Source organism: Lentzea sp. NPDC003310, assembly GCF_040610935.1.
Lineage (GTDB): Bacteria > Actinomycetota > Actinomycetes > Mycobacteriales > Pseudonocardiaceae > Lentzea.
On record NZ_JBEXNC010000012.1, the window covers coordinates 153,471 to 180,432 of the forward strand.

Here is a 26,962-nt window from a genome sequence, read left to right on the forward strand (position 1 = left end):
ATGGCCAAGGGGAACGTCAACCCGAACCCGTCGTCGAACCCCGGGGCCAACCCGCCCCCTTCGGCGCCGCCCACGAGCGGAACGGGCGGAGGCGGCCCCACCGGCAACACCGGTTTCTCCATGAACGACTCCTCCATGCAGGGGTTGCAGAACAAGGCGGGTGACCTGGGGTCCCGGCTGTCGGGCATCTCGTCCGGCCTGCGCGGCCTGAACTTCAGCGGCAACGCGCTCGGCCCGATCGGCCTGTTCGCCGTGCCGGCGCTCAACGCGTCGAACGACAACGCGGTGTCCCAGGCGGACAAGGGCGCGAAGGCGTTCACGGACGTCCAGTCGAACCTGAAGGCGACACACCAGACCGCCACGCAGGTCGACACGATGAACCAGAACAACTTCAAGTCGTTCGACCCGCAGAACAACGCCAAGAACCTGGCCGGCGGCAACGTCGACACCAGGACGGCGCCCCCTCCCGGCGCCCAGGGCGGCGCGGTCAGCAACCAGGGCACGAACAAGGGCACCGTCGACAGCAGGACGGCACCCCCTCCCGGCGCTCAGGGCGGCGCCGTGAGCAACCAGGGCACCAACAAGGGCACCGTGAACTCCGGCAGCGGCGGCCCCAAGGGCTCGACAGGCGGCCAGGTGAGCACCGGGCCGAACATCAAGGGTGGCGCGGGTGCCAACCCCGGCGGTGGCCCCAAGGCCCCCGCTGCCTTCACCCCGACCGCTCCCGGCTACAACGCCCCCACCAACGCGGGCGGCAAGGGCGGCACCTCCGGCGGCGTGAACACGCAGGGCGGTCCGGCGGCAGGTGCCGCGCCGAACATCAAGGGCGGCACCGGCGCGACTCCGGGCGGTGGCCCCAAGGCTCCCGCCGCCTTCACCCCGACCGCTCCCGGTTACGTTCCGCCCGCCAACGCGGGTGGCAAGGGCGGCACGTCCGGCGGCGTCAAGACGCCTGGCGGCCCCGCGGCCGGTGCCACGCCCAACATCAAGGGCGGCGCCGGAGTCACCCCCGGTGGCGGCCCCAAGGCCCCCGCCGCCTTCACGCCCACCGCTCCCGGCTACACCCCGCCCGCCAACGCCGGCGGCAAGGGCGGCGGCGCGACCCCCGGTGCCGGCGCGACGCCGGGTGCCGGTGGTGGCCCCAAGGCCCCTGCCGCCTTCACCCCGTCGGCGCCTGGCTACAAGGACCCGAGCACGTCCGGTGGCGCGGCCGGCACCAAGCCGTCGACGACTCCCGGCCCGCAGAGCCCGCTGACGTCGCCGTCGCGCGGCGGCGGTGCGACGCCTCCCGGCATGGCTCCGCCCATGGCCCCGCCGATGGCCGGCGGCACCCCCGGCGCGGCCGGCGGCGAACGCGGCGGCAGCAAGGTCCCGATCGGTGGCTCGAAGGGCGTGTTCGACGCGCCCAAGGCACCCACGCCCGACAACACCATCACCAAGGCCCCCGGAACGTCGTCCTCGACGCCTCCTCCGGCCCCCAAGCCCAACGCCAACGTGCCGCTGCCGCCCACCTCGACGCCCGGCGGCGCAACTCCGGGCGGTGGTGCGAAGACCCCGGCGGCGTACACGCCGTCCGCACCCGGCTACAAGGATCCCAGCCTCGGCGGCGCGAACCCCGGTGGTTCGACCCCTGGCGGCTCGACGCCCGGTGGTTCGACGCCCGGCGGCTCGAACCCTGGTGGCGGCGCGAACCCTGGTGGCGGCGCGAACCCCGGTGGCGGCGCGAACCCCGGTGGCGGCGCGAACCCCGGTGGCGGCGCGAACCCCGGTGGCGGTGCGAAGTCGCCCGCGGCGTACACGCCCACGGCGCCCGGCTACAAGGACCCCAGCAGCACTCCCGGCTCGCAGAGCGCCGTCAGCACCCCACCGCAGAGCGCGGGCCCGCGCGGCGGCGCGGCCCCGTCCGTGACCCCGCCCGCCTCCGCCGCTCCCGGCGGCATGGCCCCGCCGATGGCACCGGGAGCAACCCCCGGCGCGACCGGCGGCGAACGAGGCGGCAGCAAGTACGTGCCGTCCACCGGCGGCTCGAAGGGCGTGTTCGACGCGCCCAAGGCGCCCACGCCCGACAACACGATCACCAGGGCCCCCGGAACGTCGTCCTCGACGCCCCCTCCGGCCCCCAAGCCGAACGCCAACGTCCCGCTGCCGAACACGTCGTCGCCGAACACGCCTCCGCCGAGCGCGACGTCGCCCAACGCGTCGACCGCACCGCCCGCGCAGACGCGCCCCGCCCCCGCGGCACCGCCGGTCAACGCCCCCGGTACCCCGGCCCCGAACACGACCACGCCTCCGGCGCAGACGCGCCCCGCACCCGCAGCACCGCCAGCCAACACGCCTCCGGCCAACACGCCCGCGCCGAACACGAACACGCCGCCCCCGGCGTCGTCGCGCCCGGCCCCGCCGCCCGTCAACGCGCCCTCGACGAACGTCCCGCCGGCGAACACGCCCGCGGCCAACGTTCCGCCGAGCAACGCGCCGTCGACGAACACGCCGCCGGCCACCACCCCGCAGCCCAGGCCGGAGACGACGCCGTCGTCCCCACCGCCCAGGGCCGACACGCCGCCTCCGGCGCAGACGCGCCCGGCACCCGCCGCACCGCCGGTCAACACGCCGACCCCGGCACCCGCGCCAAACCCGGCGCCTGCGCCCAACGTCAACACGCCCCCGCCGAACCCGGCGCCCGCGGCGAACGTCAACACGCCCCCGCCCGCGCCCGCGCCGCGGCCCGACACGACGCCGGCCCCGCAGCCCAAGGCCGACACCCCGCCTCCGGCGCAAACGCGCCCGGCACCCCCCGCACCGCCGGTCAACACGCCGACCCCGGCACCCGCGCCCAACCCGGCGCCCGCACCCGCGCCTGCGCCGAACCCGGCTCCCGCACCGAACGTGCCGCCGCCCAGCACGCAGTCGCCGAACACCAACACGCCGCCGGCGAACGTGCCGAGCGCGCCGCCCGTCAACACGCCGACCCCGAACACCCCGCCGGCCAACACCCCGCCGCCGAACACGGCGACGCCGCCGCCCGCCGGCGTGCCTTCGCCGCGCGCCGAGACGAACGTCCCGGCGCCGAACACCTCGCCGAACCCGAACCCGGCCCCCGCACCGAGGTCCGAGACCTCGGCTCCGCCCGCCCAGACGCCGAACCCGGCGCCGAACACCACCGTCCCGCCGGCCACCCCGCAGACGCGGCCGGCGCCGCAGGTCGACGCGCCGGTCAACAGCCCCAACACCGACGCGCCTGCCGTCCAGACGCGGCCGGCGCCCCCGCCCCCCACCGGCGCGGCGACGAACACCACGGCGAACCCGAGCACGACGGCCAACCCCACGCCCGATCTCGTCGTGCTGCCGCCCGCAGCCGCCGGATCGAATCCCAATGCCAACGCGGAGACGGGACGTTCGTCCGACTCCGACTCGTCCACCGATGCCCAGCAGGAGACCACGACCCCCGGTGCCGCTCCGACGGTGAAGGACCTGCTGGCGGACGTCGACAACGTCATCGTCGCGGTGGACAACGCGGCGGGGCTCGGCCACCAGGCCGCCGCGACGACGCTGGTGAAGGCGCTGCGCGACGGCGGCTACCAGGACAAGATCACCTTTGTCACGGATCCGGAGTCCGTGCCGAAGATGGAGCTCCTGATCACGCCGGAGCTGGGCGAGGTCGAGGTCAGCAGCACGCCGAACCACCCCGCCGACAGCAACACGTTGCTGATGTCGGCAGGCGACGACTCGCTCAACGCGCACGACACGAAAGCCGCCGCCAACTACCTCGACAAGAACAACGTGAACGAAGCTGTCGTCCTCAAGCCTTACGCCTGGGACAGCAGCAAGCGGCTTCTCATCAAGCGCGACGCCCCCGGCGGCGAGGTCAAGATCACCGATCTGGACCCGCACATCAGCCCGGACGCCAGGTACGTCTACGACGTTCCGAAGATCACCGATCCGCAGGCGCTGGCCAACCTCATCGACCAGGAGATGCCCGGCAACCCGAAGGCGGACGGCATCAAGACGGTCGCCGACGCGGTGCTGGGCGGCAAGGCCGACCTGATGCCGGTCTACGGCCTCGTGGCTGTCGACCCCGTCAGCCGTCCCGGTGTGTCCAACCACCTCGCGATGGCTCTGCACTCGCTGGACCAGAAGCCCGCGATCATGATGGAGATCACCCCCTCGTCGGTCTGGTTCGTGCCGCAGCCCGAGGTGGACGGGGTCCAGCGCACGGACATCACCTCACCCGACCTGCAGGAGAAGATCGACAACCTGAAGCAGGGCGACGTCCTGGTGGTGAACACCGGGTCCATGCCCCAGGCGGTGTTCCAGCAGGTCTTCCAGCTCGGCACCCTGCCCGCGATCAACGAGGGCGCGAACTCCACGAACCTCGCGCACCTCGTCGAACGACCGAACATCTCCGTTCTCACCAGCAAGACCCCTTATCCGAACGTCCCCGGCGCCGACGCCGCCGCCACGAACCTGAACAACGCGAGCAACGGTCTGCGCGCGGACACCGCGTGGACCGCGGCCGTCAACGCGGACCTGCAAGCGGGCACCGACCCCAAGACGGGCCCGTCGGCTGCGAAGCAGGCGTTCAAGGTGACCACCGCCATCGAGACCTTCTCGGCGCTCGGGGACTACGTGGTGTCGCCGGACCGCGACCCCAACGAGGCAGCCAGCTCCGTCTCCCAGATCTCCTCCATGCTCTCGCCCGCGCTCTACGGCAAGGGCGAGGAGGTCACGAACATCCTCTCCGGGCTCCCCGACGACGCGGCCCAGGAGATCAAGAACGTCATCAACGGCGGCCAGCCGTCGAACAAGTTCCTCGACGACACCGAGTACGCGGTCGACCTCACCAAGGAGCAGGTCGACCAGATCATCGACCTGCTCGAGTCGCGCAAGCCCGAGCTCCAGCAACAGCTGGCCAACGACTTCCCGAGCAACAAGCCGGGCGATCCGGTCGATCCCGCCGACCCGAACTCGGCTCAGAACGACGTCGCCCAGCTTGCTGACCTGCTGAAGAACCTCTCGCAGAAGGACAGTCCCGAGAGCCAGTACTTCGCCCAGGTGTTCGAGGACGCTCGCGCACCGCAGAACAACCAGGTTCTCCAGGCGCTGACCCTGCGGCTGGACCCGCCGACCCCGCCGCCGCCCGCCCCGGCACAGCAGCCGCCGGGCGCCGAGGTGCCGAGTCCGCAGACGCCGGTGGAGTCGACGCCCCCGGCCCAGCAGGTCCCGGCCCAGCAGGCCCCTGCTTCGGTCGCGCCTCCCGTCGTCACGACCCCCAGCACCACCGTCGAGACCAACACCGGCAGCGACGTCGAGAGCGATGCCGAGTCTGACGGCCCCGACATGAGCGGCGGCCTGTTCGGGTTCGACAGCGACGTCGAAACCAACACTGGCGCCAACGCCGAGAGCGACGTCGAGAGCGACGTCGAGTCCGACACCGAGTCCGAAGGCCCCGACATGAGCGGCGGCCTCTTCGGATTCGACAGCGAAGTCGAAACCAACACCGGCACCAACACCAACGCCGAAACCAACGTCGAAAGCGACGTCGAGTCCGACACCGAGTCCGAAGGCCCCGACATGAGCGGCGGCCTCTTCGGATTCGACAGCGACGTCGAGACCAACACCGGCGCCAACGCCCGCTCCGACAGCGACAGCGAGTCCGACAGCGACGTTTTCGTGGACGCCGAGTCGAATCCCGGCACCATCAGCGACGTCGAGTCCGACAACGACGCCTTCTTCGACGCCGAGTCCAACCCCGGCACCCGTGGCGCGCCCCCTGCGCCCGGCACCGAGGTCAGGCCGAACACCGAAACGACCACGTCCGCGGACACCGACACGCCGTCCCGGAACGCTCCCCAGACCACCTCGCAGACCAGCCCGCAGAACAACGGCCCGGCGCCGACCACGGCGACCCCGCCGCCTGCGGCCCCGCCGGCACCTCCCGCTCCCCCGGCTCCGCCCGCTCCGCAGTCGAACCTGAACCCCGACGGCACCCGCAAGGACGTGCCGAAGGTCGGCGCGCCGCCCGCCGCGACGCCGCCCACCCCGGAGTCGCACCAGGGCAAGGACGTCCTCACCGACGAGTCGTGGCGCCACGACCCCGCCAGGACCGCGGACTGGTCGAACCCGAGCAACCCCGCCGACCGCAGCACGTGGGCGGACCGCCGCAACGACACCGACGTCCGCACGGTCGACCAGGTCGTGCACGACGTCCGCACGGACAGCACGCCGTCGAACATCAAGTCCTACCAGGGCCTGATCAACTACGACCTGCGCCGCATCGAGACGAGCCCCGGCAACTTCGTGCAGGAGTACACCGTCAAGGTGCACATCGACCCTGCCGCGAACATGACGCCCGAGCAGATCGCGCAGGTCAAGGAGAACGCCACCAACGGCGTCAACAACCTCCTCAACCAGGGTCACCGGCTGCCCAGCGGTGACCAGTTCCACCTGAACCTCGAGTTCACGGACAACAAGGCCGACGCGCACACCAGCGTCAAGGTCGACCCGAACACCACCAACCCGGACCAGACGCACTGGGGCACCGACACGAGCCCCGAGGTCCTGGCGCACGAGACGCTGCACTACCTCGGAATCCCGGACGAGTACAAGGACTCGAGCCGCGTCTTCCAGCAGCACGACACGAACTCGGGCGTGCACCAGAACGACGGCGGCATGATGGGCGCCGACGTCCACCTGGACAACCCCGGCATCCGGCCGCGCCACCTGTGGCTGATCGAGCGCACCGCCAACAGCCAGGTCATGGTGCCCGACACCACGATCAACCCGGCCGGGCCGGCGACCGTGCCGCCGCCCGCGGACTGGACGCCGAAGACGGGCACTCCGGCGCCCGAGACCGGCGCCAAGTCCTCGCCGAACCCGGACATCGAGGCGAACGCCGACGCCGACACCCGTCCGATGAAGCGCGCCCACTCGGAGGACAGCGACCTCGGCGACGTCGGCGGCATCGACCTCAACGCCGACAACAACGCCGACGCCGAACCCGGTGCGAAGCGGACGAAGCACGACGGGCCGGAGTTCGACCCGAACAACGTCGCGGGCCCCAACGACGCTGGACCATCCACTGTGGACGGCAACGCGGACACCGCGATGGAGGTCGACCAGCCGACGGCCGACGCGGAGACCCAGGCCGCCGTCGACAACGCGGTCAACGCCATGGCGGACCAGAACGTCGTCTACAACCAGGCGTTCCGGGACCTCGCGAACGGCGGCTTCGACGTCCCCACCAAGGACAACTACCTCGCCAAGCTCAAGGAGAGCGTCGAGGGCGACAAGCGTCCGGCCTTCGTGGTCAACATGATCGTCAGCCACGCGCAGCTGAACGACCCGAACACCAACGTCAACACGGTCATCGAGGCCATCACCAAGGACGCCGGCCCGCGCGCCAAGGACATCGTGTTCGTCATCGGCGTCAACGGTCCTGCGGGCACCGAAGCCGACATCACGAACAGCATCAACACCGCGAACGACTCGATCACGAACGCGGGCCGCACCGAGCCGATCGCCCTGGTCCCGTTGACGACGTTCGACGGCGACTTCCCGTTCGGCACCATGCGCAACGAGACGATGCACAGCTCCGCCAACGAGTTCGCGATCGGCTCGATGAACGGCAACGGAGCGCACCCGTACATCTCGTTCCAGGACTTCGACAACGGCTCGCGCCTGGTGAAGACGCCGGAGGGCGCGCCGCCGAAGGACATCTTCAACCACGTCGCCGAGTCGATGAACTCGCCGCAGGGCTCGACCCGCCCGCTGCTGTACTCGGGCGGCTACCGCGTCGGCGACCCCGCGCAGCTCAAGTCGGACACCCAGAAGCGCCTCGACAAGGACCGCGCGGCGATCGAGGACAACGGGTTCCTCACCGACGAGCAGAAAGCCGAGAAGCTCGAGCCGATCAAGGCGGCCGAGGACTTCCTCAACAGTCCTGATTTCGTCGACAGGTTCCAGAAGGCGATCAGCGACGACATGGACGCGCGCGAGCGGCAGAAGGACTCCGCTCCGATGCTGCCGTACTCGCCGGAGCCCAACCTGTTCATGGACGGCAACGTCGCGGTCGTCGACCACGGCGTGAAGTTCGGCCCGGACGGCAACGAGTTCGGCGGGCTCAGCGAGACGATCAACGAGTTCGCGGGCGCCGAGGTCGTCGACATCCACCAGAACCAGCTGCCCTCCCCGGAGAGCCCGACCAAGGCGCTCGAGGACGCCAAGGCGAAGCTGGAAGCGGACATCGCGAAGCAGGAGAACGGGGCGAGCGACGCCCAGCTGAAGACGCTCGAGTCGATCGACAGCTCGATCGCCCACGTCAACCAGGTGGCCGCCGAGATCCGGGCCGAGTTCGAGGCGAAGTTCCCCAAGGCGCCCCCGGCCGCGGTCGACGCCGCGGTCAACAAGATCATCAACCAGAGCACGGTCGACTCCGGCATCGAGGTCGACCTGCAGAACAACCGCAACCCCTACCGCGGCGAGAACTTCACCAGCGACTTCGTCAACGGCGCCGTCAGCACCGACCTGTCCCGGCTCGCGCACACCTTCGCCACCTCCAACGGCGCGAAGCTCCCGCAGTCGCACGACGTGCTCACCTCGGTGACGTCGCGCATGTTCGAGGACCGCAAGGCCAAGGACGGCGTCTCCGTCGCCGACATCCGCGACGAGTTCGGCGTGCACGACAAGGACGGCAAGCCGAACAAGAAGCTGAAGCCGTTCGACAAGGCCGAGGCCCAGCAGGTCACGACGCACAGCTACGACTACGACGCGGACACCGGCGTCAGCACGGAGAACGCCGAGCCCACCGGCGGCTGGAACCCGGCGAAGAAGGACGAGGCACGGCTCGGGGCACCCGCCAAGAACAAGCTGAGCACTGCCGTCTCGACGCCCGTCCCCGGACACGGGCACATCGGCATCGATCCCGCGGTCAAGCAGGAGAAGATGGCCGCGCTGCTGAACCTGGCGCTGTCGACGAACCCCAGCAACGCCATGCGCCAGTTCGGCATGTTGCAGCACGGCGCGCTGCCGCTCGCGGCTGACCCGCGGCCGGGCGGCCTCTACAACGCTGTGCACGGCGCGATGGACGCCGACCCGAACATCGATGCCGCCGACGTCAAGTCGGCGAACGACCTGCGCGCCGGTGCCGTCGAGACCGGCTGGACCTCCAAGCCGTCGATCGTCAAGCAGGTCGCGGACTTCAACCAGCAGCACGGCCTCGAGTTCGGCCACCTGGTCAGCTCGCTGATCGAGCCCGCCCCCGCGACGCCGCACCCGAACAGCGGTGACGTCGAGGTCGACAACAGCATCGAGGACCCGAACCACCAGCCCCCGTCGGAAGCCGAGCAGGCCCAGTACGACGCCGAGAACAAGGCCGAGCAGAAGGCCGAGAACGCCAAGCTGGGTCAGGCCGAGGTGCTGGCCGCCAAGCTCCTCGCGACCGACATCGGCCGCCCGATCACGATCCACGGCCCCAACGGCGTGACCACGACCGTCGACCCGTTCTTCGAGCCCAAGCCCGAGATCAAGCCGGGCATGTCGAAGAAGAAGCTGCTGGAGATCGAGAACTGGCAGGCGCCGACGTTCGACCCGGCGACCGCGGTCCACGTCGACGCGCAGCCCAACGACAACGGCAAGACGACGTTCACGCCGCACGACCCGGCGAACACGCCGCGGCCCAACGAGATGAGCGACGGCCCGACGGGCCGCGACGCCGGCAACCAGACCCCACCGGCCGACACCGACGTCGACATGGACGCGGACGTCGAGACCCGTCCGGCGCCGCCGAAGCCGAGCCCGGCCATCCCGATGACCACGACGGCACCCCAGCCCGTCGGCCCGGTCCCGGACACGAACCTGCCGAGCTTCTTCCAGGACAACAAGGCGCTCGGCTCGATCACGCCGACCGACGTCAAGGGCGCCGACGCCGTCGTCGCCGAGATCGAGAACCTCAAGCCGGACGACCAGGCGCGCATCAAGAACGCCCTGGAGAACGACTTCGAGACGTTCCTCGACACCGGTCGCAACTTCCAGGTGCAGATCGGCGGCAAGTGGTTCGAGGCGAACATCCGCGCCGAGATGCACGCGGACGCCACGACCGAGGTGACGGCCGACGCCGACACCAAGGTCGACAAGAGCTACCAGGCCGGTGCGGCGACGGGCACCACGAACACCATCTCCACGTCGAACGACGTCGGCGCGTCGGCCACGGCCGGTGTCGCGGCCGGTCCGTACGGCTCGCTGGGCGGCAAGGCCGCGCTCGCGACGCCCGCGGTGTCGCAGTCGACCAGCAACTCCGTCACCGAGGCGCGGGCGATCAAGGGGTCCGACGACGGCTCCAAGAAGGTCACGACCCCGGTCTCGTACGAGATCACGCTCAAGGACGCGAGCGGAAACCCGAAGCCGTCCACGACCGTGAACACCGGCACGACCGTCACGCTGCAGGTCCCGGCGGACCTCAGCACGATGGTCGACTCCGGCAAGACCTCCCCCGTGGTCACGCCGGCCGACGCCCAGTGGGGCGCCAAGGTCGAGCACGCGGTGCCGGAAGCCGTGGTGGTCAAGGACTCCGGCAAGGTGTTCACCGACGTCGCCTCGAAGCTGCACCCGTCGATCACGAAGATCGGCTCGCCCGGTCGTGAGGCGCTGCAGAGCTTCCTGAGCCCGACCTCGATCCGCAACAACCTGCCCGCGATGCTCGGCGGCTTCGTCATGTCGCCCGACCTGACGAGCCCGCACGCGAGCAAGGGCAGCGCGGTGCAGATGACCGCGACGCTCAAGGACGCGAAGCTGGTCGGCACGCACGACAGCGCCTCGCTCGACCTGAAGGACAGCTCTTCCTGGGGCAGCAGCGTGTCCGCGTCCACCAAGACCGGGTTCGACGTCACCGCCGGTGCGGGCGTCAACATCGGCGTGCCCGGCCAGGTGGGCGGCACGGTCGGTGGGACCGTGACCTACTCCTCGCGCACCGCCGAGGGCGTGAACGCGGGGTCGAGCAGCAGCCACAAGTCCGGCATCGGCGTGAAGTCCGAGACCGGCATGTACGAGGTCACGGCCGAGGTCGAGGTCCGCACGCCCTCCGGTGAGAGCGTGAAGATGGAGGTCACGACCCACATGCGCATGGGCCTCAACGAGGCCGGCGCCGTGGGGCTGCCCACCCCGCCCGACACCCGCAACACGGTCACCGACCCGGCGACGGCGGGCACGAAGTTCCTGCCGCCGTTCGTGGCCGACACGCTCGCGGCCGGCAACGCCAAGGTCGGCGAGTTCACGCCCGCGAACAAGGTGCAGGGCCAGGTCGAGGGCGCGCTCAAGGACCTCCCCGGCTTCGCCAAGTTCCTGCCGCAGTGGAACAACCCGGACGCGCAGCCGCGCAAGGGCCAGAGCTACTCGAACGTCGCCGAGCAGCTGGCGAACCAGCGCAAGATCACGGCGAACCTGTCCCCCGCCGCGCTCAAGGCGAACATGGACAGCCTGCTCGGCCCCGGTGTCTCGGTGCAGCTGAAGAACTCCGGCACCACGACGAACACCTACGTGAACGTCACGGTCAAGGCGAAGCTCAGCAACCCGCAGCACCTCGGCCAGGCCGACGCGCACGCGGTCAGCGACTCGACGACGACCGGCCCGAAGCTCGACGCCAACACCAGCACCACCAAGGGCTGGACCGGCGGCGTGCAGGGCCGCGCGAACATCCCGGTGAAGACCGGGGTCGCCGCGCTCAACCCGTCGCCGCAGGCCGGTGTGTCCTACAGCCACTCGTGGACGGACAAGACGTCGGCCGGACCGGCGGTCTCGGCCACGCAGTCGCAGTCGGGCAGCCCGGACTCGCAGGTGTTCTCGAACGACGTCGAGTTCGAGATCGAGATCACGACGTTCGAACGGCCGCGCACGTGGGTGCGCACGCTGACGCCCGGTGCCCCCGGCTTCCAGTCGCCCGAGGTGACCACGGTCGCCAAGACCGGCGCCGGCCTCGACAAGATCGACGGCAAGGTCAACCTGTGGGTGTCCGACGGCGCGACGCTGAAGGACAACCCCGGCGACGGCTTCAAGCCGGGTGACCCGAAGCCCACCAAGCTCGACGACTCACCGTCCATCAAGGACCTGCTGAACCCGAAGGAGGCCCGGCCGAAGTCGCCGGAGTTCCTCAACGTCGAGGCGGTCGCGAACACGACCGCGTTGCGCGACCAGGCGATCGACGCGCTGAACCGCGCGGCGAAGGGCGACTCGGCGCTGACCGTGCCGGGCACCGCGGCCCGCGCGCAGATCGACAAGATGTTCGCCCCGGAGAACATCAAGGCGAACCTGCAGCGGCTCATCGAGACCGGTGTGCAGGAGCAGGGCCTCAAGTACGACCGCCGCGTCACCGACCGCTCCGGCGCCATCGGCATGTCCGTGAAGCTGGGCGAGGCGAAGCTGGTGGCCATCTCGGACACCACCGGCACGGACAACTCGGTCAGCGGCGGCTACAAGGCCGGTGAGTCGTCCACGACCAGCCGGTCCGTCGACCTCACCGCCGGCATCAACGTGCCGGTGCGCCCGAACGTCACCCCGCCGCCCGCGGGCACGCCGACGAACCCGAGCGGGTCCGGCGGTGTCGCCGCGACCGCGAAGTTCACGCCGTGGTCGGACAGCAAGACCCAGTCGAACGAGGTCGGCGGCAACGTCGACCGCGGCAGGTCCACCTCCGGCGAGGCGCGGACCGTGCTGGTCCAGATCGACGCCCAGTTCACCATCGTCGGCGAGAGCCGCGCCGGGAACTTCCTGCACGGCGGCACGCCGAACGCCGAGGGCGTCACGGTGGACATGCCGAAGTCGGTGTTCGTGCGGGTGTCCGAGGACGTCGCACGCGAGCTCGGCGCGCTGCCCAAGGTCGAGTCGAGCGTGCCGAAGCCCGACTTCCCGAAGATGGCACCGCCCGCGACGGTCGCGACGAACGAGCCGGGCGCGCTCGGTCTGTCCAACGTGGAGTCGGTCCCGGACCTCTCCGCGGCGGTCAACCAGCTCACCACCGAGCTGTCCTCGAAGACCAAGAAGTTCGGCAGCGACCCGCTGATCCCGGACTCGGTCCTCAAGGACTCGATGAGCAACCTGCAGCGCATCGTCGACCTCAACTCGCCGGCCAGCGTGAAGGCGATGATCGACAGCGCGCTGGACGGCGGTGTGCCGCTGCTGGTGCACCAGCCGGGCACGTTCGGCAAGGACAGCTACCAGGTCACGTTGCGCGCCAAGGCCGGCACGCCGCAGTTCGACCAGGTCGTGAACGACGGCGTCGACATGTCGCACAACGTCGCCGGCTCCAGCAAGACCAGCGACGGCTCGGGCCGCGGCACGGGCTGGGGTGCCGGGCTTCGCGCACCGGGCCTCGCCTCGCCGGGCAGCGCGAACCCGAAGGTCTCCGGCACCGCCGGCGTCAGCGCGGGCGTGAACATCGGTGGCACCAAGGGCACCTCGGTCACGAACTCGACCACCGAGGGCTTCGGCCACAACCGCACGGCGAGCGGCCCGGCCGCGCAGTACACCGTGCCGGTCGAGTTCGAGCTCGTCGTCGAGAAGGGCTCCAAGGAGATCGCGCGGGCCGAGAGCGGCCCGCAGGAGATGAAGGTCCGCACGCACGCGGACAACCAGAAGGTCGCCGGTGGCGCGGCCCCGCAGCCGTACATGTCGGCGGCCAGCAAGCGCAGCAGCGACTTCGGCACCCCCGAGGCGACGGCGCAGTTCCAGCAGGACACGCGTGCCACGCAGCTGCCGCCCGCCGCGTCGGTCGAGAACCTGCGCGGTGCCAAGGACCTGCGCGACGCCGCGGTGCGCGCGATGACGGAGGCGGGTGCGGGCAAGGGTCTGACCGGCAAGGGCACGGGCTCGCTCAACGCCCTGTTCTCCACGCTCAGCCCGGAGAACCTGCAGCCGCACCTGCCGTCCATGCTGTCCGGCCCGCTCGACGTACCGGGCCTCAAGGAGGCGGCGCTGACGTTCGGCCAGGACGCCGACGTCAAGGTCTACGCGAAGCTGGTGAACCCGCAGCTCGGGTCGCTCAGCGACGACGTGAAGCTCGAGAAGCCGCTCGACTCCAAGTCGACCGAGACCTCCAACGAGGCCAAGTCCGCGACGACCGCCGACGTGTCGGTCGGTCTCGCGCAGGGCAGCGCGGCGGTCAAGCAGGGCACCGACCCGAAGGACACCGTCAACTTCGGCACCGGCGGTGTCGAGGCGCGGCACGGCGGCGAGGTCTCGTCCGCGGTGTCCGGCAACCCGACGCAGTCCGCGACCGGCGCCGTGAAGCCGAAGGACGCGTCCCGCAGCGGTCTCGTGCAGTTCGACGTCGAGTACCGCGTGGTGGCGACGATCGGCGGCAAGACCGGTGTCGTCGACCTGACGGTGCCCGGCTCGGCCGGCGTGCGGATGCCCGCCGCCGAGGTCGAGGCCGTGCTGAACCAGCCGCTCAGCGACTCGCTGAAGGACGCCCAGACCGAGGTCAAGAAGGCGGCCGACGACTGGCGGACCGCGGAGAAGGCCGTCGAGGACGCCCGGCACACGGCCCAGGACAAGATCAACGAGGCCGCCGCCGTGATGGCGCGGACCGACCAGCCGCTCGGTGACGCGTCGGTCAAGGCGAACACGGCGATCGACACGCACCTCGACGCCGAGGCCAAGGTCGTGCCGCTGCAGGCGACCTTCGACGGCGCGATCAAGGACGCGGCGAACACCCGCGGCACGATCCAGGACCTCAACGCCCAGGTCGTGTCGCTGAACGAGGACGCGATCGCCGCCGACAACGCGGTCGCCGACGCACGGGCCGAGGGCGCGCCCGAGGCCGAGATCGCGCGGCTGGAGCAGGAGGCCGACGCGGCGCACACCGCGCTGACCGACGCCCAGCAGCAGGTCGCCGACGCACGCGCGGAGCTCGACGCCCAGCGCCAGGCCGCCGCGGACGCCCGCGCCGAGCTCCAGGCGCAGCAGAACATCGCCGCCGAGGCCGACGCCGCCCGCACCTCCGCCGAGAACGCGCGGCAGCAGCTCGTCGACGAGCAGTCCGCCGCCGAGAAGGCGATCAAGGACGCGGAGACGAAGCTCGACGACGCCCGCCGCGAGGCGGACGGCAAGCAGCAGAAGTGGTGGGACGCCAAGGCCAAGGTCGACGGCGAGATCGACTCGTTCAACAACCCGCCGCCGCCCGTGCCGCCCAAGGACAACGGGACCGACGGGACGACGAACGACACGTCGGCGGCCACGAACACCACGCCGGACGCGAACCAGAAGCCGCTGCCGTCCCTGCCGCCGCAGGACTCCACGGTGGCGGAGTCGAGCAGGAGCGGGGCCGAGCCGAGCTCGTCGCGTCCCGCTCCCTCGACCACCGACGCGCAGCAGAAGAACGTCCGCGCCGGTGGCGCGCCGCCCAAGATGACGCCGCCGACGCCGGAGTCGCACCAGGGCAAGGACGTCCTCACCGACGAGTCGTGGCGGCACGACCCCGCGAAGACCGCGGACTGGTTCGCGCCGAACAAGCCCACCGACCCGAGCACGTGGGCCGACCGCAGGGCCGGCGCGCACGTCCGGACCGTCGACGTGGTCGTGCACGACATCCGCACGGACAGCACGCCGACGAACCTGAAGTCCTACAAGGGACTCATCAACTACGACCTGCGCCGCATCGAGACCTCGCCGGGCAACTTCGTGCAGGAGTACACCGTCAAGGTGCACCTCGACCCCGCCGCGAAGGTCCACCCGGAGGTCGTCGCCGAGGTCAAGGCGAACGCCGCACAGGGCGTGAACTCGTTGCTGAACCAGGGTTACCGGCTCCCGAGCGGGGACCAGTTCCACCTCAACCTGGAGTTCGTCGACAACAAGGCCGACGCGCACACCAGCATCAAGGTCGACCCGAAGAACCCCAACGTCGACCAGACGCACTGGAACGCGACCACGAGCCCCGAGGTCCTCGCCCACGAGACGCTGCACTACCTGGGCATCCCGGACGAGTACAAGGACACGAGCCGCGTCTTCCAGCAGCACGCCACCAACTCGGGCGTGCACCAGAACGACGGCGGCATGATGGGCGCCGACGTCCACGGCAAGGAGCCCGGCCTGCGGCCGCGGCACCTGTGGCTCGTCGAACGCACCGCCAACAGCCAGGTCATGGTGCCCGACACCAGGCTCGACACCCCTGGCCCCGCCACCACTCCGGCACGGGGTTCGGGCCCCGCTCCGGTCGACGGCGACACGCGGCCGGTGGCGACCAACAAGCGCACCGAGCGGGACTTCGACAACGACAGCGACGCCGAGCAGACCGGACCGTCCGCCGGCAAGAAGGTACGGGACACGAGCCCGGTCCCCGACGCCGACGTCGAGGCCCTGGCCTCCCGGTTCGACTCCCTGTCGCTCGGCGAGGTCGACTTCCAGTACAACCAGGCGTTCGCGCAGCTCGCGAACGACGCCGTGCGGATCCCCACCCGCGAGGAGCACGTCCGGCACCTCTACCAGAGCATCAAGGACAACAAGCAGCCGTCGTTCGTGGTCAACATGATCGTCGGGCACGGCCAGCTGAACGACCCGGTCAACGGCATCGACAAGGTCATCGAGTCCATCACCAGGGACGCGGGCGACCTGAAGCAGAACATGGTGTTCGTGATCGGCGTCAACGGCAAGAAGGCCGACGACGCCGCGCTCGACATGGCGCTCGCGGACGCCAACGTCGCGATCTCCGGCCGTGCCGAGCCGATCGCGCTGGTGAAGCTGCCGCACGCGCCGTCGGCCGCGTCGGCGAAGTTCCCGTACGGGGACATGCGCAACGACACCATGAACAGCAACGCCAACAAGTTCGCCGTCGGCGCCATGCTGGGCAAGGGCACGCACCCGTACCTCTCGATCCAGGACTTCGACACCGGCTCGCGCCTGGTGACGGGCAACCAGAAGGACGTCTTCACCCACTTCACCGAGTCCATGCAGGACCCGGAGATCGGTCCGATCCGCCCGCTGATGTACGCGGGCGGGTACCGGGTCGGCGACACCACCGCCCTCATCCCGGACGTCCAGACGCGGATCGACAAGGAGACGAAACAGCTCGCGGCCGACCAGAAGAAGCTGAACGGCGACCGCGCGAAGCTCGAGGCGGGCAAGGACAAGCTCGACGAGAAGAAGTACGACGACAAGAAGAAGTCGCTGGACAAGCGGCAGAAGGACATCGACAACGGGCGCGCCGACCTCGAGACGGCGAAGGCCGAGCTGGAGAACCCCGACTTCGTCGCGAACTTCGAGCAGGCCATGCGCGACGACATGGACGCGCGGGTCCGGCTGGCCGAGGTGCACCCGCTGCTGCCGTACTCCCCCGAGCCGAACCTGTTCGTCGACGCGGTGGTCCCGCTGGTCGACCCGTCCGTGAAGTTCAGCAAGGACGACTCGGAGTTCAACGGGCTCGGCAAGTCGATGAACGAGTTCGCGGCCGGTGAGATCTTCGACATCCACGCCGCGAAGTCCCTGGTGCAGGAGGACGCGGGCACGCGCATCGAGGACATCAAGTCCGGTGCCGCGATCGACGCCGCGAACAACGGCAACCCGCTGCGCGGCGAGAACTTCTCGACCGACTTCGTCGCCGGCGCGGTCGGCACCGACCTGTCCCGCCTCGCCCTCAGCTTCGCGAAGTCGCAGGGCACCTGGTGGCAGCAGTCGCACGTCGACGTCTCCAACATCCCGAACCGGTTCTTCGGCGGTGACACCGCCGTCGAGGCGAAGGCGGCCAAGGAAGGCACCTCGCCCGCGACGATCCGCAAGGAGTTCCAGGGCAAGCCGCACGCCCAGCGCGAGCCCGGCCAGGTCAAGCACCACACCTACGTCGACAACCCGGAGACGGGCCGGAAGAAGCTCCAGTCCACGACCGGCGGCTGGCGGCCGACCGACGCGGACGCGCGCAAGCTCGGCTGGCAGGACAAGAACACCCTCAACCAGGCCGTCTCCACCGACATGAAGTGGGACATCGGCCACGCGGGCATCGACTCGGGCCTGCCTCCCAAGCAGCCCAAGGCCGACGGCGAGGCGTCCACCTCGACCGACAAGAAGGGCAAGGGCAGGGCCAAGGCGCCCGTCGACCCCACACTCGACAAGAAGGCCCAGGCGGCGCTCAAGAAGGCGGAGAAGGCGGCCAAGGAAGCCGCCCTGCCGCCGATCGACGCCACGACCAAGCAGCAGAAGATGGCCGCGATGGTCGGCCTGGCGCTGTCGGACAACAACAGCAACGTCACCCGCACGTTCGGCTCGTTGCAGCACAACGTCCTGCCGTACGCGGTGGATCCGCGCCCGAACGGCCTGTTCGACGCGGCGCAGCGCGCGCTCGCCTCGGACGGCGACGTCCGGACGTCCGCCGAGCTGCGGCGCCAGACGATCGAGGAGGGCTCGGCCGCGTCGGCCGAGGTCACCACGAAGATCGCCCAGTACCGGCAGCGGCACGGCCTGGAGACCGGCCACCTGGTCAACGCGTTCGTCGAACCCACCTCCCCCCAGCCGACTCCGCAGTCCGACGTCCGGGTCGACCACACCGAGACGCCCGGCGAGAACCTGACCCAGCAGGAGCAGGCCAGGTTCGACCAGGCCCAGGCCGACTGGAAGGCGGACGAGAAGGTCAAGGCGCGGGCGGCGGAGGACCTCGCCGGTCACCTGCTCGCCACCCAGCTCGACCGGCCGGTGGTCATCCACCGCCCCGGCGATGCGCCGACGACGCTGCAGCCGTTCACCGGCGAGTCGGACGCGGACCCGCTGCACCTGAAGGCCGAGCCGAACGACAACAACAAGTCGACCTTCGCGCCGCACGACCCGGACGCGATGGACGTCGACGACGACTCGCGGCCCGCGCCGCCGTCCCCGCGGGACACCCCGTCGTGGACGGAACCCGAGTCCGACGCGCAGACCCGTCCGGCACCGCCCACGCCGAACCCGGTCATCCCGCTGACCACGCTCGCGCCGCAGGGCGTCGGCCCGGTCCTGCCGGGCACGCGGACGCTGCCGGACTTCTTCCAGGACAACAAGGCGCTGGGCACCATCGCGCCGACGAACGTGCGCGGTGCCGAGAACGTCACCGCCGCGATCGAGAACCTCAAGCCCGCCGACGCCGCCCGCATCCAGCAGGCGATCACCGGTGACTTCGAGTCGTTCCTGGACAAGGGCCGCAACTTCCAGGTCAAGATCGGCAACACCTGGTACGAGGCGAACGTCCGCGCCACCATGCAGGCGCAGACCGACGTCGCGCCGGTGGACGCGCCGGGCGTGAAGGTCGACGCGACCGCCCAGTCGGGCAACACGTCGTCCGCCACGCACGCGGTCGCCACGGCCAACGACGTCGGCGGTTCGGTCACGGCCGGCGTCGCGATGGGCCCGTACGGCTCGCTGGGCGGCAAGGCGCAGCTCGCCACGCCGGCCCAGTCGCAGAGCCTGTCGACGTCGCTCACCGACCAGCGGATCATCCGCGCGGGCGAGGGCTCGACGCAGGCCGTGGTCAAGGTGTCGTACGACATCACGCTGACCGACCCGAAGGGCGGGCTGCGGCCCGTCGGCACGGTCGACACCGGCACCGACGTCACGTTGCAGATCCCGAACGACCTGACGGCGATCACCGGTTCGGGCAACACCTCCGCGAAGGTCACCCCGGCGGACCCGAAGTGGGGCACCAAGCTCGAGCACCCCGCTCCCGAGGCCGTCACGGTCGACAACCCGCACCGGGCGTTCGACGAGGTGGCGCGCAAGCTGCACCCGTCGATCGTCAAGGTCGGCGCGCCCGGCCGCGAGGCGCTGCAGAACTTCCTGAGCGGCACCGAGATCCGCAACAACCTCGGCGCGATGCTCGGCGGCGCGTACGTGACGTCGCCGGACCTCATCAGCCCGCACGCCAGCAAGGGCGCGGCGGTGCAGATGACGGCGAAGCTCAAGACCGCCGAACTCGTCGGCACGCTCGGCACGGGCCAGCTCCGGCTGCACGAGTCGTCGGCGCAGAGCAGCGGTGTGTCGTCGACGACCAAGTCCGGTGGCGACGTCACGGCCGGGTTCGGCGGCAACGTCGCGGTGCCGAACGCCGTCGGCGGCGCGGTCGGCGTGACCGCCGGCTACTCCGCGCGCACCGCGGAGAACACCAACGCGGGCACCAACACCGCGCACAAGAGCGGCATCCAGCTCAAGGGCGACACCGGTCTGTACAAGGTGACGGCCGAGGTCGAGGTCCGCACGCCCGCCGGGGACAGCGTCAAGGTCCCCGTCACGACGTACCTGCGCGTCGGTCTGCCCGAGGCGGGCCAGATCGGCCTGCCCACGCCGGACGGCACGCGGAACTCGATCGTCGACGCGTCGAACAAGGGCACCAAGTTCCCGCCGCCGTACATGAGCGACGCGCTCGCGGCGGGCAACGCGAAGGTCGGCGAGTTCGAGGTCGCCTCCGAGGTCCAGACCCAGGTCGAGGACGCGCTGCGGACCGTTCCGGGCCTGGAGAAGTTCCTGCCGAAGTGGAACGAGGCCGGCGCGAACCCGCGCAGCGGCAAGGGCAAGGGCTTCGCCGACGTCGCCGAGCAGCTCGCGAACCAGCGCAAGATCACCTCGCAGCTCTCCCCCGCGGCGTTGCGGACCAACATGGACAGCCTCATGGGTCCCGGCGTCCAGGTGCAGCTGAAGAACAGCAGCAAGACCACCAACACCTACGTCAACATCACGGTGAAGGCCAAGGTCACCAACCCCGAGCACCTCGGGCAGGCCGACGCGCGCAACGTCCGCGACGCGTCGTCCACGGGGCCGAAGCTCGACAGCTCGTCCAGCACCACGAAGGGCTGGAGCGGCGGTGTCGAGGGCAAGGTCATCATCCCGGGCGAGACCTCGGTCGCGAAGCTGACGCCGACCCCGCAGGTCGGCGTCAAGTACAACCACGCCTGGACCGACAAGACCACCGCCGGTCCGACGGTGAACAGCACCTCGCTCAACGTCGGCAGCCCGAACGCCCAGGTGTTCCGCGGCGACGTGGAGTTCGAGGTCGAGATCACCACGTTCACCCGGCCGCGGGCCTGGGTGCGGCGGGTCGTGCCCGGCGCTCCCGGCTACCACCCGCCGGTGCAGACGACGGTCGCGAAGACCGGCGACGGCAAGCTCGAGCCCATCAAGGGCGAGGTCAACCTCTGGGTGTCCGACAGCTCCACTTTGGACAGCGACCCCGGCAAGGGCTTCGAGCCGGGCACGCCGGAGTTCCGCAAGCTCAAGGACACGCCGACGGTCAAGGAGCTCCTCAGCACGAAGTCCAAGGAGAAGGCACCGGACTTCCTGCACGTGGAGGCCGTCGCGAACACGACGGCGCTGCGCGACCAGGCGATCGACGCGCTCAACCGCGCGGCGGGCGGTGACTCGGCGCTGACCGTGCCCGGCACCGCGTCGCGGGCCCAGATCGACAAGATGTTCTCCCCGGAGAACATCAAGGCGAACCTGCGCACGCTGACCGAGACCGGCATCGGCGAGCACGGCCTGAAGTACGACCGCCGCGTCACCGACCGCACCGGCGCGATCGGTGTGAAGTTCGGGCTGAACAACCCGCGGATCGTGTCCATCTCGGACAACACCGCGACCGAGAACGCCAGCACCGGTGGTTACAAGGCGGGTCAGTCGTCGTCGACCACGAGGTCGGTCGACGTCACGGCCGGCGTCAACGTCCCGATCAAGCCGAACGACCCGGCTCCGCCCGCCGGTGAGCCCACGCCCGCCAGCGGTGCCGGTGGCGTCGCGGCGGCCGGCAAGGTCACGCCGTGGTCGGACACGAAGTCGACGGGCAAGGAGGTCGGCGGCAGCCACGACCGCAACCGCGTGACGCCCGCGGGTGGCCGCACCGTGCTGGTGCAGCTCGACGCGGACGTCACGGTGGTCGGCGAGAGCCGGGCGGGGAACTTTCTGTCCGGCGGCAAGCCGCACGCCGAGGGCGCGACGATCAACCTGCCGAACTCCGTGTTCGTGCGGGTGACCGAGGACGTCGCCCGGGACATGGGCCTGCTGCCCGACGTGCAGCCGAACGTCCCGAAGCCGGACTTCCCGAAGATGGCGCCGCCCGCGACGGTGGCGAAGGACGCGCCCAGCGCGCTCGGTCTGTCCACAGTGGAGTCGGTGCCGGACCTGTCGACCGTGGTCGCGGACCTCTCCGCGGAGGTCAACCGGAAGACGGCGAAACGCTTCGGCGACCCGCTGCTGCCGGACTCGGTGCTCAAGGACTCGATGAGCAACCTGCAGCGCCTGGTCGACTTCAGCTCGCCCGCGAGCGTGAAGGCGATGATCGACAGCGCGCTGGACGGCGGCGTGCCGCTGCTGGTGCACCAGCCCGGCACGTTCGGCAAGGACAGCTACCAGGTCACCCTGCGCGCCAAGGCGGACACGCCGCGGTTCGAGGACGTCGTCAACGACGGCGTCGAGATGGAGTCGACGATCGCGGGCTCCCACAAGGTGACCGACGGCCAGGGCCGCGGCACCGGCTGGGGTCTCGGGCTCAAGGCCCCCGGCCTCGCCGCGCCGGGCAGCGCGAACCCGAACGTCTCGGGCACCGCGGGTGTCGCCGCAGCGGCGAACATCGGGCAGTCCAAGAGCAGCTCGGTCAGCACCTCGACGACCGACCAGTTCGCGAACTTCCGCGCGGGCAGCGGACCGGCGGCGCGCTACACCGTGCCGATCGAGTTCGAGCTCGTGGTGGAGAAGGGCGACAAGGTCGTCGCCCGCCAGCCGAGCGGGCCGCAGGAGATGGTGGTCCGCCTGCACGCGGACAACCAGAAGGTCAGCGGGCCGGCTGCCGCGCCGTACTCGTCGCAGCAGCACTCGCGCGGAGCCACCCAGGGCACGCCGGACGCCATCAGCACGTGGCAGGCGGCGGGCAGCCCCTCCACGCTGGCGCCGGGTGCGTCGGTGGAGAACCTGCGCGGCGCCCAGGACCTGCGCACGGCGGCGCTGGACGCGTTGAAGGAAGCCGGTGCGGGCAAGGGTCTGACGGGCAAGGGCACGGGCGCGCTCAACAGCCTGCTGTCCACGCTCAGCCCGGAGAACCTGCAGCCGCACCTGCCGAACATGCTGTCCGGCCCGCTGACGGTGCCGGGCCTGCACGAGGCCGCGCTGACGTTCGGGCAGGACGCGGACGTCAAGGTCTACGCGAAGCTGGTCGACCCGACCCTGGGCGCGCTCAGCGACGGCGTGGCGCTGGAGAACCCGAAGTCGCAGGTCACGGCAACCAGCACCGACTCGAAGGTCACCGAGACCGGTGACCTGGCGGTGGGTCTCGCGACCGGTGGCGCGGGCATCAAGCAGAACACCGACCCCGGTGACAACGTCGCGGTCGCGGTGAGCGGCGTCGAGCTGCGGCACGCCGCCGAGGACTCGACGGCCAACGCGGGCGGCCAGACCGACAACAAGGTCAACAACCTCAAGCCGAAGGCCACCACCGGCCTCGTGCAGTTCGGGGTCGAGTACCGCGTGGTCGCGACGATCGGCGGCAAGACCGCCGTCGTCGACCTGTCCGTGCCGAACTCGGCCTCGGTCCGCATGCCGGTCGCGGACGCGCAGACCGTGCTGGGCCGTCCGCTCAGCCCGGAGCTCGCCGCGGCCCAGGCCGAGGTCAAGGCCGCGGCGGACGCCTGGCGCGCCGCCGAGGTCGAGGTCGACGCCCGTCGTCACGACGCGCAGCAGGTCATCAACACGACGGCCGCGGCGCTCGCGAAGAACGACTTCGGGTTCACGCCGGTCCAGATCAGGTACAACGACGCGATCCAGGCACACCTCGACCAGCAGGCGAAGCTGCCGGAGCTCGAGACCAGGGCCGAGAACGCCCGCCTGGAGGCCGCGCGCACGCTCGACGCGATCAACGAGCTGTCGCCGCGGGTCGGCGGGTTCGGCGCGCTGGCGATGACCGCGCAGTTCGAGGTGGACGACGCGAAGTCCGACGTCGAGACCAAGGCGCGGACCCTGCAGCGGCTGGAGAGCCAGCTCGCCGCGGGCGACGCGAGCGTGCAGGGCCAGGTCGACACGGCCCGGCAGGCGCACGCCGACGCCGAGGCCGCGCTGGTGAAGGCGGAGGAGAAGGTCGCGGGCACGAAGGCCGCGATGCAGCAGGCCCAGCGCGAGCTGGACGCCGCCAACGCCGCGATCGGCGGTCTCCGCACGGAGGCCACCGCCCGCCGGGACGCGGTCGACGCGCAGCAGCAGGTCGTCTCGCAGGCCCAGGCCGACCGCCTGGCCGCGAAGACGGCGCACGACCAGGCCGTCGACGACCTCGCCGCCGGCCGCGCGGCGCAGGAGGCTCTCGTCCTGGCCGCCGAGGTCGAGCTCGACAACGCCCGGCGCGCGGCCGACGACCTGCAGCAGAAGTGGTGGGACAAGAAGGCGGTCGTCGACCAGCGGATCGCCGACTTCAACACCCCGCCGGCCACGACCACGACGACGTCCGGCGACGACACGGACGGCGACTCGGGAGGTGGGACGCGCGTCGTCGCGCCCCAGCCGCCTCCCCCGCCGCCGCTGCCGCCGGCACCGGCCTTCGTGCCGCCCGTCGAGACGTCGACCAACGGGAAGAGCGCGCACGGCGAGTCGAGCAGGTCTCGACCGGCACCCGCGTTCGCCTCGACCTCGCGCGGGGAGTCGGAGGTCCGGACGCGTCCGGCGCCGCCGCCCCCGCCGTCCACCTCGGAGGTCTCGTCCACTGTGGACGAGACGACGCCGGCCGTCCGGACCGAGGCCGACGTGCAGCTCGAAGCCCTCACCGCGGACGCCGTGGCGAACGCCTCCGGCCACGCCAAGTCGGTCGAGGCGATGCTGAAGGCGGACCCCGGCAGGTTCGTGCAGTCCAAGGCCGGTCTGCAGCTGCTGCAGGCCTCGGTCGTGCTCGACACCAGGACCGACGAGGTCGCCGCGCTGATCCAGCAGCACGGCGTGGACGAGGTCGCGGCGTCGTTCAACAAGGCGTTCGAGCGGCCCTACATCGAGGGCGCGCAGCTCGCGCAGTTCGCCGACCTGACCGACCCGGCCAGCCGCGCGAAGTTCGACGAGTGGGCCCACCAGCTGTGGGACACGGTCCGCGGGTCCGAGGGGCTGCAGGCCGATCCCGACAAGCTGGCGGACCTCTTCAACCACGACAAGGGCTACAACCGCGGCTTCAACATGGTCCAGGAGGCAGCGCTCACCGCGATGCTGCCGCCGCCCGCGCTCACCGACGCGATCGCCACCACCCCGCCGTGGGGCACCGACCTCGACGACCAGTCGATGTGGGTGCAGACGGTCCTCGGGAAGGCGCAGATCATCCCGGCGGGCAAGGTCGTCACCCCGGACGTGTTCACCCAGGCCGCCGGTGCCCACCGCGTGGCCCTCGGGAACGCGCTCGGCGTGACGCTCACCGACGCGAAGATCGGCGAGATCCGGGCGGAGTTGCAGGAGCAGGGCATGGTCTCGGTCCCCGAGACGCGCCAGGCACCGCAGCCGCCGAACGCGCCGTCGACCACCGGCACCGCCGCGGACGCCGAGAACCAGGCGCCGACCAGCGTCCCGGACCTCGTCGTGGAGAGCCACGTCAAGGCGCTCACCACCGAGGCGATGGCCGACGCCTCACCGCTGGCCCAGCAGGTGGGCACGGCGCTGAGCGCGAACTCCGGCCGGTACGTGCAGGCGCAGGCGGGTCTCGACCTGCTGCGCGCCTCGGTCCTGCTCGACCGCAGGGCCGACGACGTCGCCACGCTGATCCAGCGGCACGGCGCCGAGCAGGTGGCGCGGGCGTTCCGCCGGGAGTTCGGCCGCCCGATCATCGAGACCGCGCAGATCGCGCAGTTCGGTGACCTGAGCACGCCGGAGAGCCGGACCGCGTTCGACGGCTGGGCGCACCGGATGTGGGACACGATCGGCAGCACGCCGTCGCACACCGCGAACCCGGAGAAGCTCGCGGCCGACGTCTTCAACCACGACAAGGGCTACAACCGGGGCACGAACTTCGCCCAGGAGGCGGCGTTCGCGGACCTGGTCGGCAAGCCGCCGCTGAGCGAGCTCGTCGTCAGCACCCGGCAGTACGGCACCGACTCGTACAGCCAGGCGCTGTGGGTGCAGAAGGTGCTCGGCGACGCGGGGATCATCCCGTCCGACGAGATCGTGAGCCCCGAGGCGTTCACCCGGGCGGCCACGGACAACGCCGAGCTGCTCGGCGGGGCGCTCCGCGTCGAGGTGACGCCCGCGTTCGTCGCCGAGCTGAAGGCGCACCTACAGGGTGACGGCATGGTCGCCGACGACCCGGAGGTCGCTCCGTCCGATGTGGACGTCCAGGCCGAGGCTCCGGCGACGGAGGTGGCGGACGAGGTCGAGGTCGCTCCGGAGGTGACCGAGGAGGTCGCGCCCGACGAGGTCGCGGTCGAGGTCGCTCCCGAGGTGATCACCACCGAGGAGGTCGCCGACACGACGGCCACGCCGCAGGACGACACCTCGGTCGCCCCGGAGCCGTCCGCTCCCCCGGTCGACGCCCCCGCGTCCGACGTCCGGAACCCGTTGCACAGCACGGAGTCCAGCGCGGACTGGTTCGACCCGCGGGACCCGGTGTCATCGCAGGCGATCGCCGAGGCCCGCGCCACGACCCCGGCCACGAGCTGGGTGCGCGGTGAGGACGGCGGCGTGCTCGACTCGACGAAGGTCGGCCCGCACGGCATCAGCATGCGGGCCTGGCGCGGCCCGATCGCGTACGACAGCCGCGTGCTGGACGTCGACGGTGTCCCGGTCCGCGACCTCACCGTCCGGCTGCACCTGGACAACGGCACCCCCGACGTCCAGGATCGCACCCGCGCGGGCGTCGAGGAGCTGTACAACCAGGGTTACCGGTTGCCGAGCGGTGAGCAGTTCCACGTCACCGTGGAGTTCACCGACGACCCGGCCGACGCGCACGCGACGATCGACGTCACCGACGACCCGGAGGGACGCGCGAACCAGCTCACCTGGCCCGCGCACACCGACTCGCGGCGCCTCG

General features: G+C 71.0%; 1 protein-coding gene (running past one end of the window). It reads left to right on the forward strand.

What is annotated here, in order from left to right:
- Positions 1–26,962 carry the 5' portion of a hypothetical protein gene (locus tag ABZX02_RS25550; protein WP_355301343.1) on the forward strand. 2,348 nt of this gene lie beyond the right edge of the window, so only the first 26,962 of its 29,310 coding nucleotides appear in the window; its start codon is at positions 1–3; its stop codon lies off the right edge, out of view.